This is a genomic window from Yoonia sp. (assembly GCF_017854565.1).
In the GTDB taxonomy this organism is placed as follows: Bacteria; Pseudomonadota; Alphaproteobacteria; order Rhodobacterales; family Rhodobacteraceae; genus Yoonia.
In genome coordinates this window covers 60170-73404 of the sequence record NZ_JAFMHJ010000015.1, presented here as the reverse complement: position 1 = coordinate 73404, position 13235 = coordinate 60170, and the positions used below count along the sequence as shown (strand labels likewise).

The 13235-nt window shown below is 56.8% G+C and carries 13 protein-coding genes and 2 pseudogenes; 4 read left to right on the top strand and 11 right to left on the bottom strand.

Annotated features, from left to right (window positions below):
- A pseudogene (locus QZ196_RS08570) lies at nucleotides 1-202 on the top strand (hypothetical protein); the annotation flags it as partial.
- A gap of 84 nt (nucleotides 203-286) precedes the next feature.
- On the opposite strand, the gene QZ196_RS08565 reads toward QZ196_RS08570, so the two are convergent.
- From QZ196_RS08565 to scpA, 6 genes are all read right to left on the bottom strand, one after another.
- Nucleotides 287-661: an AAA+ family ATPase gene (locus tag QZ196_RS08565; protein ID WP_296425485.1), complete on the bottom strand. Its 375-nt coding sequence runs from the start codon at nucleotides 659-661 to the stop codon at nucleotides 287-289.
- Between the two features lie 36 nt (nucleotides 662-697).
- Entirely contained in the window at nucleotides 698-1696 is a 999-nt protein-coding gene (locus QZ196_RS08560; RefSeq protein WP_296425484.1) for an endonuclease/exonuclease/phosphatase family protein, read from the bottom strand.
- On the bottom strand, nucleotides 1693-2373 hold the full coding sequence (locus QZ196_RS08555) for a molecular chaperone DjiA (protein WP_296425483.1): 681 nt from the start codon (nucleotides 2371-2373) through the stop codon (nucleotides 1693-1695). The genes QZ196_RS08560 and QZ196_RS08555 overlap by 4 nt, the downstream gene beginning before the upstream one ends.
- A 13-nt stretch (nucleotides 2374-2386) precedes the next feature.
- Nucleotides 2387-2857 carry a GNAT family N-acetyltransferase gene (locus QZ196_RS08550; protein WP_296425481.1) on the bottom strand — a complete coding sequence of 157 codons (471 nt, stop codon included), beginning with the start codon at nucleotides 2855-2857 and terminating at the stop codon, nucleotides 2387-2389.
- On the bottom strand, nucleotides 2854-3465 hold the full coding sequence (locus QZ196_RS08545; RefSeq protein ID WP_296425480.1) for a VOC family protein: 612 nt from the start codon (nucleotides 3463-3465) through the stop codon (nucleotides 2854-2856). Before QZ196_RS08545 ends, QZ196_RS08550 begins: the two co-directional genes overlap by 4 nt.
- A 421-nt stretch (nucleotides 3466-3886) precedes the next feature.
- Nucleotides 3887-6013 (bottom strand): methylmalonyl-CoA mutase, encoded by a 2127-nt coding sequence (gene scpA / locus QZ196_RS08540; RefSeq protein WP_296425479.1) that lies wholly within the window; start codon nucleotides 6011-6013, stop codon nucleotides 3887-3889.
- A 102-nt stretch (nucleotides 6014-6115) separates the two neighbouring features.
- On the opposite strand from scpA, the gene QZ196_RS08535 reads away from it, so the two are divergent.
- On the top strand, nucleotides 6116-6589 hold the full coding sequence (locus tag QZ196_RS08535; RefSeq protein ID WP_296425478.1) for a DUF4174 domain-containing protein: 474 nt from the start codon (nucleotides 6116-6118) through the stop codon (nucleotides 6587-6589).
- Nucleotides 6590-6610: 21 nt separating this feature from the next.
- On the opposite strand, the gene QZ196_RS08530 is transcribed toward QZ196_RS08535, so the two are convergent.
- The 5 genes from QZ196_RS08530 to QZ196_RS08510 all read right to left on the bottom strand — a co-directional run bounded on the left by QZ196_RS08530 (nucleotide 6611) and on the right by QZ196_RS08510 (nucleotide 11606).
- On the bottom strand, nucleotides 6611-6835 hold the full coding sequence (locus tag QZ196_RS08530; RefSeq protein WP_296425476.1) for a hypothetical protein: 225 nt from the start codon (nucleotides 6833-6835) through the stop codon (nucleotides 6611-6613).
- 150 nt (nucleotides 6836-6985) lie between these two features.
- Entirely contained in the window at nucleotides 6986-8983 is a 1998-nt protein-coding gene (locus QZ196_RS08525; protein ID WP_296425474.1) for an acetyl/propionyl/methylcrotonyl-CoA carboxylase subunit alpha, read from the bottom strand.
- Nucleotides 8984-9079: 96 nt separating this feature from the next.
- The gene (locus tag QZ196_RS08520; RefSeq protein WP_296425472.1) at nucleotides 9080-9286 is read right to left on the bottom strand and encodes a hypothetical protein; all 207 of its coding nucleotides are present in this window, start codon (nucleotides 9284-9286) and stop codon (nucleotides 9080-9082) included.
- Between the two features lie 343 nt (nucleotides 9287-9629).
- On the bottom strand, nucleotides 9630-9977 hold the full coding sequence (locus tag QZ196_RS08515; RefSeq protein WP_296425470.1) for a hypothetical protein: 348 nt from the start codon (nucleotides 9975-9977) through the stop codon (nucleotides 9630-9632).
- Nucleotides 9978-10082: 105 nt separating this feature from the next.
- Nucleotides 10083-11606 (bottom strand): acyl-CoA carboxylase subunit beta, encoded by a 1524-nt coding sequence (locus QZ196_RS08510; RefSeq protein WP_296425467.1) that lies wholly within the window; start codon nucleotides 11604-11606, stop codon nucleotides 10083-10085.
- A gap of 190 nt (nucleotides 11607-11796) precedes the next feature.
- Between QZ196_RS08510 and QZ196_RS08505 the strand changes: the two genes are divergently transcribed.
- A complete protein-coding gene (locus QZ196_RS08505) occupies nucleotides 11797-13008 on the top strand; it encodes a multidrug effflux MFS transporter (RefSeq protein ID WP_296425464.1) in 1212 nt (403 codons plus the stop codon).
- A 51-nt stretch (nucleotides 13009-13059) separates the two neighbouring features.
- Nucleotides 13060-13191, top strand: a pseudogene (locus QZ196_RS08500) (helix-turn-helix transcriptional regulator); the annotation flags it as partial.
- Nucleotides 13192-13235 lie beyond the last annotated feature (44 nt).

Below are 13235 nucleotides of genomic sequence, written 5' to 3'. Positions count from 1 at the left end.
CTGTGTCGCGCTCGCGCCGCAGATTGCAATGATTGACGGCCCGGCAAACCCGATTTCACCGTTACCCGGTAATGTCGTTGTTGCCGCAAGCGATGGGTTGCCGTTTCTTTCCAATACGACAATTGCCAAGGACGCGCGCAGTATTGATATCGCGAACGCCCGGCTTGCCGCCTTGAAACCGCTGCGCAAAACATGGCCCTGACAGCCGCCCCGCCGGAAGCCCTACTGCTACTACGGGCAGAAATGCGACAGGGATTGCACCGAGCCACGCGTCATCGAAGGAAAACTACAGCTCGATCTCTTCGGGTTTATCCTGAGGCACCCAAATTGGCGCGTCGGGTTTGCGACGCAGGATGATATCCCCGTTGGGAAGGAACTCCGGCGCCTGATAATGACGCAAATCATCAACCTGAGCCAAAAGATCAGTCAGGGCCGGACCCATCTCATGCACGAATTCACCGATGATCGGTCCCTTGTCTTCGAGTGAATTGCGCAGGTCTGAAATCGCGGGCGCCATTTCAGACATCAGGCCACGCATCAGCATTTTTGCGCCCTCCTCGATAAGGCCAAAGCCGTCTTCGACCTCTGTATCACTGTCCTGTGCGGCGGCAGGCGTGACAAGCAGGGCAAAGGCCAATGTCAGTGGGGCAAACTGTTTCATAAAATCATTTTAGCTGGCCCGCGCCGTTTTTTCAAATCACAATGCAATATCCAGCACGACGGGAAAGTGGTCAGAGGCCAGCAACAGCGCTTCACGCAGGTCTTGGTTGGCATAGCATTTCGGATGGTCAAACGGGTGCCATATCTGCCATGCAGGGTTCTTGGCGCGCAGCCCCGGCGACACCATAATATAATCGAGAAGCGCCTGCAGAAACGGCTCGCCTGTGCGTTTGAACCGCGCTGTTGACGGTTGCGCCCCGACCCGGCGGCCCAGCACCATGCGCGCATGCGGGTCGTAAAGTTGCATGCCATTCCCTTCGCCCAGCACAATTTCGGCCCCCGAGCGGCCGAACAGTTTTTCATACTCGTCCAATCCGGGGCCGTCGTTGAAGTCGCCCAGCACGATCAGATCGTCACCCGCCTTGAGATGCTGTTCAACCCGGCCCCGCAGCCAGACGCATTGCGCAAGCTGCTTGCGCCGATTCTCGATTGCAATCCGTGTCGCGGCGGCCAAATTCCGGGTCCCGTGCGGTGCTTTGGATTTGGCATGCACGCCGATCAACCGCACCTTACGGTGCGGCGTTGTTACAGCAACCTCCAGCGGCGGCTTGGACCAACGGATCGTTTCGGGGGTTGCGTCTGCATCCACGTCCATCCTGAATTTGCCGTCGAACTGCGGAAATGTGGCATCGCCGTGCGGATCATGCACAGCGCTCATCACATCCGGATCATAAAGAAAGGCGATTTCCTGTTGGGTGTCATTGCGAAACCCCGTGATCACTGCCCGCGTCCGTAGGCCAAAATATTCCGCGAATGTCGTCAGCGCCAGCGCACCGTCACGTTTACGGCTGCTGTCGGGCGCTTCAATAATCATGATCGCATCGGCATCCATGGCAGTGAACACACCGCCCAATGCTTCTATCTGCTGCGCGCGCGTCACGTCCCAGCGGCCCGACCAGCCGCCGTCATCAATCAGCATCCCATCGTCATCAAACAGGTTGTTGAACCACTCGACGTTATAGGTGACGATCCTCATATTCGGGTGCCCTGAATTTCTTCCCAAGCACGGTTGATCGCCACCAAGCGGCGTTCAGCCAGCTTTATCGCCTCCTCTGGGACGCCCCGCGCCAACATCTGATCAGGATGGGTTTCGTGTACGAGTCTACGCCAAGCCGCCTTGATTTCACTGATCGGGGCGTCTGCATCTACGCCCAGCACATCAAAAGGGTCACGCTCGGCCTCCGCCACAAATTGCGCTCTAATTCCCCGAAAACGCCGGTCGTCAAATCCAAAGATGGTGGCCACCTCTGCCAGAAATACATCCTCCTTGGCATGATAGTTTCCGTCGGCCACAGCGATGTGGAACAGCCCTTCGAGCAGATCACAAAGTGGTGCATCATCGCGGCCGTACATCGCCTTGATGCGGCGTGCATAAGTGCTGTAGCCCGCAACGTCCTGTCGGGCCAGATTAAAGACGCGAGCGGCGTTTGCCTCTTCTTGGGGTGGGATCAAAAACACCTCTCGGAAGGCAATCACCTCGTCTTTTGTGACGACACCATCCGCCTTGGCCATCTTGGCGCCCAGCGCGATGACAGCGATCGCAAAGGCGACCGTCCGGTCGGGCTGCGCCCGCAATTTCTCAAAAATCGCCGACAGCCCCTCGCCTTTGGCAAGGGCTGCGACAGCTTCAGCCATGCGGGACCAGATCGACATATATCTTCCTTTGTCAAAGCAGTTTTTGCATCAGAACCAAATCAATCCAGCGCCCGAACTTGAACCCGACCTGCGGCAGTGTTGCAACCGTGTCAAACCCCAATGCAGCGTGAAAATGCACAGCGCCCGGATTTTCGGCGCTGCAACCCGCAAACATACTATGCATGTCCGCCTGTCTTGCGTGATCGCACAAGGCATTCATCAACGCACGCCCTGCTCCGCGGCCCTGCGCCCGGGCATGCAGCATGACGGTATGCTCGACCGTATAGCGGTATCCCTCGCCGCCCCGGAATTGAAAGTAGCGCGCAAAGCCCAAGACCTGTGCATCTTGTTCCCAGACAAGACACGGCGTGGTGCCGATCAGATCGGCCACGTCGGCGACCGTTTTTTCGACCGGATTAAACGTGATGGTTGTGTCGCGGATTGCGGCGTTCCAGATTTCTGAAATGGCCGCGGCATCGTCTGATTCAGCAGTTCTGATCACATGAGCACCCGTTCGCCGACGGGCGTCGCAAAGGTCGCGCTGAACGCTGCGGGCCCAACATGAAACCCAACGCGTGCGTCCGGCAAGTCCAACATGTTTTGAATGGCATCCGCCGTTGGATGCGTCACATCAAATGACGTCAGTCGGCAGCCGCTGTCAGGCAGGCGAGCGGCTGGATGTTGGGTCCCATCGGCCCATTGGACCAACGTCGGATAGGCCCCCTCAAAGGGCAGACTTCCGTCATCCGGCACGGTGATGCGCCAGCGCAGGTCGCCGCGAATAAGGTCCCGCGCGGGTCCAACGGATACAGGCGCCTGCTTGCGCGTTGCATCCATATCGTCGGTGCGGCAGATCCAATTTGCGAGACGCGGTCGGCCGCTGAATTCGTCAAGCGCGAACCAACTGGGGCCGTCGTATGGCGCCGCATCGGGGTCCTTGGCGATCACTTCCAGATACAGGCCATCCGCCAGCCCCAGAAGCATGTTGTAAGTCCCATATCGCAGATGCTGCCCACCGGGCTGAAGCGTCACGCCCAGGCTCTTTTCAACCCACGCTACACCTTGTCCAAGGTCGGTACAGGCGACAGCCAGATGATCCAATGAGAGCATTTGTGGAATTCTTTCCGATAAAATTAAAGCTTAGGGCCAAAGAAAACCCTATTTCTGTCTTGATGCAAGCCCAAGACATCTGACCCAAGGCAAACGATATCTATTGCTTGGGATTTACCATTTTACGGCTCGGGCCCGTCCGGGGTCAGGTGACATTACACCGACAGGATCGCGCGTCGGACAGGGATCAGCGATGCCATGTCATTTTTCAGCCGCTCGATTACCTTTGATGAACAACGTCCGGTTGGGCGTCTTGTCTGGATCGCAGGTTTCCAGCATCACGATATAGCTGATCCCGATGTGCGCGTCGCGCCAAACGGCGGCGCAACAACCCGGCGCTGTTGTCGTGACGGAGCGGCTTTTTGCAAAGCCGCGCCTCCGGCGGGGATATTTTTGCTCAAAAGAAACGACAAGCGACCGGCTAGCGCTGGGCGTCTCTTATGAGAGCAAGGATATCTTGCGCAGCTTTGGGGATGTTCGTGCCCGGGCCAAAGATCGCTTTGACACCATTGTCATAAAGAAATTGGTAGTCTTGCTGCGGGATGACGCCACCACAGATGACGATGATATCGTCTGCGCCTGCGTTCTTGAGAGCCTGCACCAATTTGGGCGCGAGTGTTTTATGCCCTGCCGCCTGTGAGCTGATGCCGATCACATGCACGTCATTGTCGATGGCGTCTTGCGCTGCTTCGTCCGGTGTTTGAAACAGAGGCCCCACATCGACATCAAAGCCGATATCGGCAAAGGCCGTTGCGATCACTTTTGCCCCTCTGTCGTGACCGTCCTGACCCATTTTGACGACCAGCATTCGCGGCCTGCGTCCTTCATCCTCGGCAAACGCTGCGACGCTGCGTTGGATTTCAGCAAAGCCTTCATCACCGTCGTAGGCGGCACCATACACCCCGGCGAGCGTTTTGACTTCGGCGCGGTGCCGACCAAATACGTTTTCCATCGCCATGCTGATTTCGCCAATGGTCGCGCGGGCCCGAGAGGCATCTATCGCGGCTTCGAGCAAATTTCCGCCTTCGGCCGCCCTGCGCTCAAGTTCCGCCAGAGCAGCATCGCAAACCGCCTGATTACGGGCTGCTTTGGTCGCATTGATCCGCTTGATCTGACCTTCGCGCACCGCGTTGTTGTCGATATCAAGGATATCAATGGGATCTTCGCGGTCTTTACGGTATTTGTTGACACCCACGATCACCTCTGTGCCGCGGTCGATCCCTGCCTGCCGTTTGGCGGCAGTTTCTTCGATGCGCAGTTTGGGCATGCCCGAGGCCACCGCCTTGGTCATGCCACCCATTTCCTCGACTTCTGCGATCAGCGACCACGCTTTTTCCGCCAATTCATGAGTCAGACTTTCGACGTAGTAAGAGCCTGCCAGTGGATCGACGACATTGGTAATGCCGGTTTCTTCTTGCAAGATCAGCTGGGTGTTGCGTGCGATGCGGGCGCTAAACTCAGTGGGCAGCGCAATGGCTTCATCCAAGGCGTTTGTGTGCAATGACTGGGTGCCGCCCAGAACCGCACTCATCGCCTCGTAGGCGGTGCGCACGACGTTGTTATAGGGGTCTTGTTCCTGCAAGCTAACGCCAGACGTCTGGCAATGGGTCCGCAGCATGGATGATTTCGGGTCCTTGGGGTCGAATTCTTCCATGATCCGCGACCAGAGCAGGCGGGCGGCGCGCAGTTTCGCGGCTTCCATGAAAAAATTCATGCCAATCGCAAAGAAGAATGACAGACGCCCCGCAAATTGATCGACATCCATGCCCCGTTCAATCGCGGCGCGAACGTATTCACGCCCATCGGCCAGCGTATAGGCCAATTCCTGCACAAGGTTCGCGCCCGCTTCTTGCATGTGATAGCCGCTGATGGAGATCGAGTTGAATTTGGGCATCTCGGCGGTGGTGTATTCGATGATATCAGCGATGATCCGCATCGACGGTTCCGGCGGATAAACGTAGGTGTTCCGCACCATAAATTCCTTGAGGATGTCATTCTGGATCGTCCCCGAAAGCACGCTACGCGGATGACCCTGTTCTTCGCCAGCGACAATGAAACTGGCCAGAATCGGGATGACGGCACCGTTCATCGTCATCGAGACCGAAACCTTGTCCAGCGGGATTCCGTCAAAGAGGATTTTCATATCTTCGACGCTGTCGATGGCAACACCAGCCTTGCCCACGTCCCCTTCGACGCGGGGGTGATCGCTGTCATAGCCGCGGTGGGTCGCGAGATCAAAGGCGACTGAGACCCCCTGCTGCCCGGCGGCCAGCGCTTTGCGATAGAAATTATTGGATTCTTCCGCTGTCGAAAAACCCGCGTACTGTCGGATGGTCCAAGGGCGGCCCGCATACATCGTCGCCTTGACGCCGCGCGTGAACGGCGCCGCACCGGGCACGCCACCCATATGGGGCAGATTGGCTGTGTCATCTGCTGTATAGACCGGCTTGACCTCGATCCCCTCGAGAGTATGCCACGTCAGCGCATCCAGAGGTTTGCCCCGCAATTCGCGTGCGGCGATGTCTTCCCAGATTTTCTTGTCAGTCATTTTGGCCTCCAAAGCGGGTGCGGATGCGGCAATACGGAATTGTTGACGCTGATATGCAGTTGCCCCTTAGCTTTTGGCCAAGGTACCTCTATATCTAGTTTCATGAAAATATTGATGAACATACGCTGGGCTGCATTTACCATCCTAATCGGAGCGACGGCACTGCCTGCCCAAGAACTTACCACGATCGAACGCTGGAATGCGGACCGCGCCATTGTGTTCGACGCCGCCGACATCACATTGTCAGAACTGCAATGGCAGGCGCGGCCACTTGTCGTTTTCGCCGATACGCCCAATGATCCAAATTTCCAGCAGCAAATCGACCTGTTGCTCGCCCGGATGGAAGAGCTGGCCCTGCGCGATGTCATCGTGCTGACCGATACGGACCCGGCCGCGATGTCAAACCTTCGGACGCAGTTGCGCCCACGCGGTTTCATGCTGGCCCTTCTGGCGAAGGATGGCACAGTCGCCTTTCGCAAACCTTTTCCTTGGGATGTCCGCGAAATTTCACGTTCCATCGACAAGATGCCCCTGCGCGACCAGGAAATCCGCGACAGGCGCGACCTCAACCAATAACTATAGCAACCGCAACGCAGCCTATACATCGGCGCCGCGTTTCATCAGATAACGCCCCCCAAAAAACAAGACGGTAACCAACAAAAGTGCGGCAAAGGGTTCTTCGAGGGTATCAGTCATGATCAGCACAACGGCTGTGACCGTGAAGGCGCCGCAGAATGTGGCGGTGCCTGCCGTGGAAGCCATGCCAAAGCGAGCCCCTGCAAGGGTCCCATGCACCAACCCAAAGGCAAGGACGGCGGCCATGACCGGGCAAAAGACCAGCCAAAAGGCCAATCCCGCCGGCGATACTCTGGCTGCGGACGTGATAATGACGAAACCTGCAACACAGTAGACTGCCAGAGCCGCAATCAGACCGCAGGCATAAGATCCGACATATGCCCGCCAGCCCGCCACCTATTCAAACTCCATGATCACGTCATCTACCGCCAGGCTGTCGCCGGCGCCTGCATTGACCTTTTTGACCACGCCCTTGCGTTCGGCGCGCAGAATGTTTTCCATCTTCATCGCCTCCACGGTGCACAGCGCCTGCCCTTCCTGCACCTCGTCACCTTCGGCCACATTCACCTTGACGATAAGGCCGGGCATCGGACACAGCAGCGATTTCGATGTATCGGGTGGCAGCTTTTCGGGCATCAGTGCGGCAAGTTCGGCTTGACGCGGGGTGCGCACATGGACCTTCATGTCCGCACCGCGATACCGCACGCGGAACCCGCCGGAAATCTTGCCTACCTTCAACACCAGCGGTTCCCCACCGACCATCAGACGCGCCAGCGGGTCGCCCGGTGTCCAACTGCTTTCGACCCGCAGGGTGCGACCATTGATCTGCACATCGGCCCCCGCCTTGTCAGCGGTGATCACCACATCATGCGACGTGCCTTGCAGGCTGACGACCCAGTCTTCGCCCACGTGGCGTTCGTGGTTGTCCATCCGGCCCGAAATGCGCGCGCGGCGAATTTCGGCGACGCGGTGCATGGCCGCAGCGGCGGCGGCAATCCGGGTGCAGGCGATATCGGGCAGGGTCACACCATCGAAACCATCGGGGAACTCTTCCTCGATAAAGGCGGTGGTCATCGTGCCCGCAATGAATTTCGGATGATCATAGACCGCAGCCAGAAACGGCAAGTTGTGCCCGATCCCCTCCAGCTCGAACCCGTCAAGCGCGAGGCGCATTTCCTCGATCGCTGTGGCGCGGTCAGGCGCCCAAGTACAAAGCTTGGCGATCATCGGGTCGTAATACATGCTGATCTCGCCACCCTCGAATACGCCGGTATCGTTGCGCACGGCACGGTCGTTCGTCGCCTCTTCCACTGGTGGGCGATACCGGGTCAAACGGCCAATTGAGGGCAGAAAGCCACGATATGGGTCTTCAGCATAAAGGCGGCTTTCCATCGCCCAGCCGTTAATTTTAAGGTCAACTTGGGTGAATGGCAGCTTCTCACCCGCTGCAACCCGGATCATCTGTTCCACAAGGTCGATTCCGGTGATCAATTCAGTCACCGGATGTTCCACCTGCAAACGGGTGTTCATCTCGAGGAAAAAGAAATTACGGTCGCCATCAACGATGAATTCCACCGTGCCGGCGCTGGTATAGCCGACGGCCTGCGCCAAAGCGACCGATTGTTCGCCCATAGCCTTGCGCGTTGCGTCATCCAGAAACGGCGACGGGGCTTCTTCCACGACCTTCTGGTTGCGGCGTTGGATCGAGCATTCGCGTTCATGCAGATAAACCGCATTGCCATGACTATCCGCCAGCACCTGAATTTCAATGTGGCGCGGTTGGGTCACGAATTTTTCGATGAAAATCCGATCATCGCCAAACGAATTCGCCGCTTCGTTCTTGGAGCTTTGGAACCCCTCGCGCGCTTCTTGATCATTCCACGCGATCCGCATGCCCTTACCACCACCACCGGCGGATGCCTTGATCATCACCGGGTAGCCTACTTCATTCGAGATCACGACAGCCTCATCGGCATCGGCGATCAACCCCATGTAGCCCGGCACAGTCGAGACATTCGCCTCTTGGGCCAGCTTCTTGGAGGTGATTTTGTCGCCCATCGCTTCGATTGCGCCTTTTGGCGGGCCGATAAAGGCAACGCCTGCGGCGGCGAGCGCCTCAGCGAATTTGGCATTCTCGGACAGAAAACCATAGCCGGGATGCACCGCCTCGGCGCCGGTTTGCTTTACGGCGGCCATCACCTTGTCGATGACGATATAAGATTGGTTCGCCGGGGCGGGGCCAATGTGCACGGCCTCATCCGCCATCTTGACATGAAGGGCATTGCGGTCGGCGTCGGAATAGATCGCAACCGTCTTTATGCCCATCTTGCGGGCGGTCTTGATCACGCGGCAGGCGATTTCGCCGCGGTTGGCGATAAGTATTTTCTTGAACATTATATTCCGTCCCCAAAACACGAAAACGCCGCCGGGGGCTGACCCCGACGGCGGTTCCTATTGTGCAAACGCCCCGATTGGGCGCGATTATCGTGACTAGCGGCAGGCGGCGATGCCTGCGTCGTCACAAAGAACGCCAGCGGCTGCACCGGCAAGGATTGTACCCGTGCGGTCAGTGCCAAGCACTTCGGAGGCAACGAGACCCGCGCCAGCGCCGACAACACCGCGTTCCACGTCACCTTCAAGGCAACCGGCAAGGCCAAGCATGGCAACCGCAGCGAGGATGATAGATTTCTTATGCATATTATTCTGCCTAACATTGTTTTTAAAGCAGCGCCAGAATCGGCGCTTCTTGCACTAAACTCAATAGCCATAAGCGCCTGATATCCAATAACAGCCGATTTTCCGCCGATCAGATGCCGAAAAAAGAAAACTGGCCTGCCCGAAAATTGGGCAGACCAGTCAGGGGAAGGGTAACGGTGTTGACAGTTTGCAGCAGGACGCTTGCTGGAACGCCGCGCTACATTATCAATGCTGCCGCAATCCAGCATCGGTGCATAGCCAGCTGATTGACCCTCCCGGAAATGGGCAGGTTTCTGCCAAGATCGCGCAACCATCATCCTTTTTCTGCCGATCAGGGCCATGCTTAGCCGCCTGTGATTTCGGGAAAGGTGACACGCATAACAGCAACGTTGATCTGCAACATCGCATCATAACTCGCTGGGTCAAACGGATCTTCCGCTGCGATAACTTCGCGGCCAAGAAGCCAGCTGAGCCGACCGGCGTCCAAATTGCCGCGCACGAATGGCGCGTCGCCAAACTGTTCCCACAATGCCTTCATGAAACCCGCGTCGGCGCGTTTATCAGGCGGGCGGCGGTCTGGGTGGCGGATACGCTCGGTCAACAGCGTGGCGCCTTCCTTGTGCCCGCGCCTGATCGTAAATTGAAAGTCCGTTCCAGGTAAGCGCCCTGGGAAACCACGATGCTTTTCCATGTCAAAAAGACCCCTTTTGCGTCTCAGTTTCAAATTCAGTCAGCGCGGGTTTGCCATGGCGAAACCCCGCAGCAACGGCACTGGAAAGAATGGTGGCGCGGCTAATCATAATGGAATGTTGTCATGTTTTTTCCACGGGTTTTGCAGTTGCTTGCCCCGCAGTGATGCAAAGGCCCGGCAAACCCGCTTGCGGGTGGAATGTGGCATTATCACCTCGTCAATAAAGCCCTTTTCCGCCGCCACAAAAGGATTGGCAAAGCGGTCTTCGTATTCCTTGGTCCGCGCCGCAATCTCTTCCGTGGATTTGCCGCGATAAATGATCTCGGTGGCACCCTTGGCACCCATCACCGCGATTTCGGCCGTGGGCCAAGCATAGTTGAAATCACCGCGCAGATGTTTGGACGCCATAACGTCATATGCGCCGCCATAAGCCTTGCGCGTTATCACAGTGACCTTTGGGACGGTCGCTTCACCGTAGGCGAACAGCAGCTTCGCGCCATGTTTGATAACCCCGCCATATTCCTGCGATGTACCGGGCAGAAAGCCGGGTACATCGACCAGTGTCAGGATCGGGATTTCAAAGGCATCACAGAAACGGACAAACCGCGCGGCCTTGCGGGACGAATCGATATCAAGGCATCCGGCCAGAACCATCGGCTGGTTCGCGACAACGCCGACGGTGGATCCTTCCAACCGCATAAAACCCGTCAAAATATTCTTGGCGAAATCCTCTTGAATCTCATAAAAGTCGCTTTCGTCGGCAAGCTTCTGGATCAGTTCCTTCATGTCGTACGGTGTATTGGCATTGTCAGGGATCAGCGTATCAAGACTATCCTCGAGCCGGTTCACATCATCAAAGAAAGGACGGACCGGAGGTTTCTGACGATTATTGAGCGGCAGGAAATCGACAAGGCGCCGCACCTCAGCCAAGGCCTCGACGTCATTTTCAAAGGCGCCGTCCGCGACGCTGGATTTCTTGGTATGGGTCGATGCACCGCCCAATTCCTCTGCTGTGACCACCTCGTTGGTGACGGTTTTGACCACGTCGGGGCCTGTCACAAACATGTAGCTGGAATCTTTTACCATGAAGATAAAGTCGGTCATCGCCGGGCTGTAGACCGCGCCACCGGCACAAGGCCCCATGATCACGCTGATCTGCGGCACGACACCGGATGCCATGATATTACGCTGAAACACCTCGGCATACCCCGCGAGGCTCGCCACACCTTCCTGAATGCGCGCGCCACCGGAATCATTGATCCCGACAACGGGCGCGCCATTTTGCATCGCCATATCCATGATCTTGCAAACTTTTTGGGCGTGCGTTTCCGACAGCGACCCACCAAAGACCGTGAAATCCTGACTGAAAACATAAATCATGCGTCCGTTGACGGTGCCCCAACCGGTTACCACGCCATCGCCTGCGGGTCGGTCCTGCTCCATCCCGAAATCGGTGCAACGGTGCGCTACGAACATGTCGAACTCTTCAAAAGACCCTTCGTCCAACAATAATTCGATCCGCTCGCGTGCGGTCAGCTTGCCCTTGCTGTGTTGAGCGGCGATGCGCCTTTCTCCGCCGCCATTGCGGGCAGCCTGACGACGATCTTCGAGTTCCTGCAAAACATCCACGCGGAAGTCCCCCTTTTGGTCACGCCCTCTTTAGCAGGTTCTGACGGACTGAGAAGCATCGTATGGGATATTTGCAAACTAGGCGTTATGCAAAATGCATAATTTGCAAATCAGCAAATGACGCTACGCGCATATCTGATGTGCACTATTGCGAATAGACAGCCAAAGCGGCAGGCCATAGGACAACATCATGACCTCCAAACCCTCAGTCCGCTTTCTGGACCGCACCACCCCACCGCATCTTATTACACTCGTGCTTTTGACGGGCGTGGCGGCGTTGAACATTTCGATATTCCTGCCTGCGCTGGCAGCCATGACAGAATATTTCGAGACGGATTATGCGATTATGCAAATCGCCCTGTCAGGGTATCTTGCCACAACGGCGGTGATCCAGATATTCATCGGCCCGATTTCCGATAGGTTCGGCAGACGGCGGGTCGTGCTCATTTCTCTTTCAATCTTCGTGGTCGCCAGCATCGGAGCGCTTTTTGCAACATCCATCGCGGCCTTCCTGTTCTTTCGCATGCTGCAGGCCACAGTCGCATCCGCGATGGTCCTGAGCAGAGCAATCGTGCGCGATATTGTCCCGCAAGACGAAGCCGCATCAATGATCGGCTATGTTACGATGGGCATGGCTTTGGTGCCCTTGGTTGGCCCGATGATTGGCGGCGCGCTGGCAGAGGCATTTGACTGGCACGCCACCTTGACCTTTGTGACATTCTGCGGGGTTGGGGTGCTGGCACTATGTTTCTTTGATCAAGGCGAAACCGTTGCAGGCAGCGGAACCAGCTTCGCAGACCAGATCAAGACCTACCCCGAACTGTTCAAATCACCCCGGTTTTGGGGCTATGCGCTCTGTGCGGCATTTGGATCCGGCGCTTTCTTTGCGCTGCTGGGCGGGGCATCTTTTGTCGCCAGCAACATATTCGGACTGTCGCAATTCTGGAGCGGCGTAGCCCTTGGTGCACCCGCGATAGGTTACGCCATCGGCAACTTTTTTTCCGGCAAATATTCCGTCAGGCTGGGCATCAACCGCATGGCGATCATTGGCTCTTTGATCACCATCGCAGGGCTGGGCACCTCGGCATTGATCACATTTTCTGGTGTTGAACACCCGCTGATTTTCTTTGGCTTTTGCGTCTTCCTGGGCCTTGGCAACGGGCTGACGCTGCCCAATGTAACCGCTGGCCTGATCTCTGTTCGGCCACATCTGGCGGGCACGGCCAGCGGGTTGGGCGGGGCGATCATGATCGGCGGCGGCGCGGCTCTTTCACAATTCGCCGGCGGGCTTTTGACAATCGAAACTGGCACATTGCCACTGCAGCTATTGATGCTGAGCGTGTCCGCGCTCGCTTTGGTGTCAGTTCTTTTCGTTATCTGGCGAGAGAAGCAAGTCACTTGACGTTTTCTTTGCAATGGCTAAACCTGAAAAGCTAATTTGCAAAGGTGGGCAATGGCCGTTCAGAAACTGTATGCTGGGGCAAAACTGCGTGAATTTCGTGGCCGGCTTTCGCTGACCCAGAAAACCTTTGCCGAAAAGTTAGGCGTGTCGCTGCCCTATCTCAACCAAATGGAAAACAAGAATTTATTTGGTAGCAACCATATGAAAAGCGTTTCACAATTGATGAT

Bases quoted from the DNA above. Each gene is read 5' to 3' on its own strand.
- QZ196_RS08535 (WP_296425478.1), top strand. From the start codon at position 6,116: ATGAAAATATTGATGAACATACGCTGGGCTGCATTTACCATCCTAATC.
- QZ196_RS08515 (WP_296425470.1), bottom strand. From the start codon at position 9,977: ATGGAAAAGCATCGTGGTTTCCCAGGGCGCTTACCTGGAACGGACTTT.
- QZ196_RS08565 (WP_296425485.1), bottom strand. From the start codon at position 661: ATGAAACAGTTTGCCCCACTGACATTGGCCTTTGCCCTGCTTGTCACG.
- QZ196_RS08545 (WP_296425480.1), bottom strand. From the start codon at position 3,465: ATGCTCTCATTGGATCATCTGGCTGTCGCCTGTACCGACCTTGGACAA.
- QZ196_RS08530 (WP_296425476.1), bottom strand. From the start codon at position 6,835: ATGGCCGCCGTCCTTGCCTTTGGGTTGGTGCATGGGACCCTTGCAGGG.
- QZ196_RS08505 (WP_296425464.1), top strand. From the start codon at position 11,797: ATGACCTCCAAACCCTCAGTCCGCTTTCTGGACCGCACCACCCCACCG.
- QZ196_RS08520 (WP_296425472.1), bottom strand. From the start codon at position 9,286: ATGCATAAGAAATCTATCATCCTCGCTGCGGTTGCCATGCTTGGCCTT.
- scpA (WP_296425479.1), bottom strand. From the start codon at position 6,013: ATGACTGACAAGAAAATCTGGGAAGACATCGCCGCACGCGAATTGCGG.
- QZ196_RS08555 (WP_296425483.1), bottom strand. From the start codon at position 2,373: ATGTCGATCTGGTCCCGCATGGCTGAAGCTGTCGCAGCCCTTGCCAAA.
- QZ196_RS08560 (WP_296425484.1), bottom strand. From the start codon at position 1,696: ATGAGGATCGTCACCTATAACGTCGAGTGGTTCAACAACCTGTTTGAT.
- QZ196_RS08525 (WP_296425474.1), bottom strand. From the start codon at position 8,983: ATGTTCAAGAAAATACTTATCGCCAACCGCGGCGAAATCGCCTGCCGC.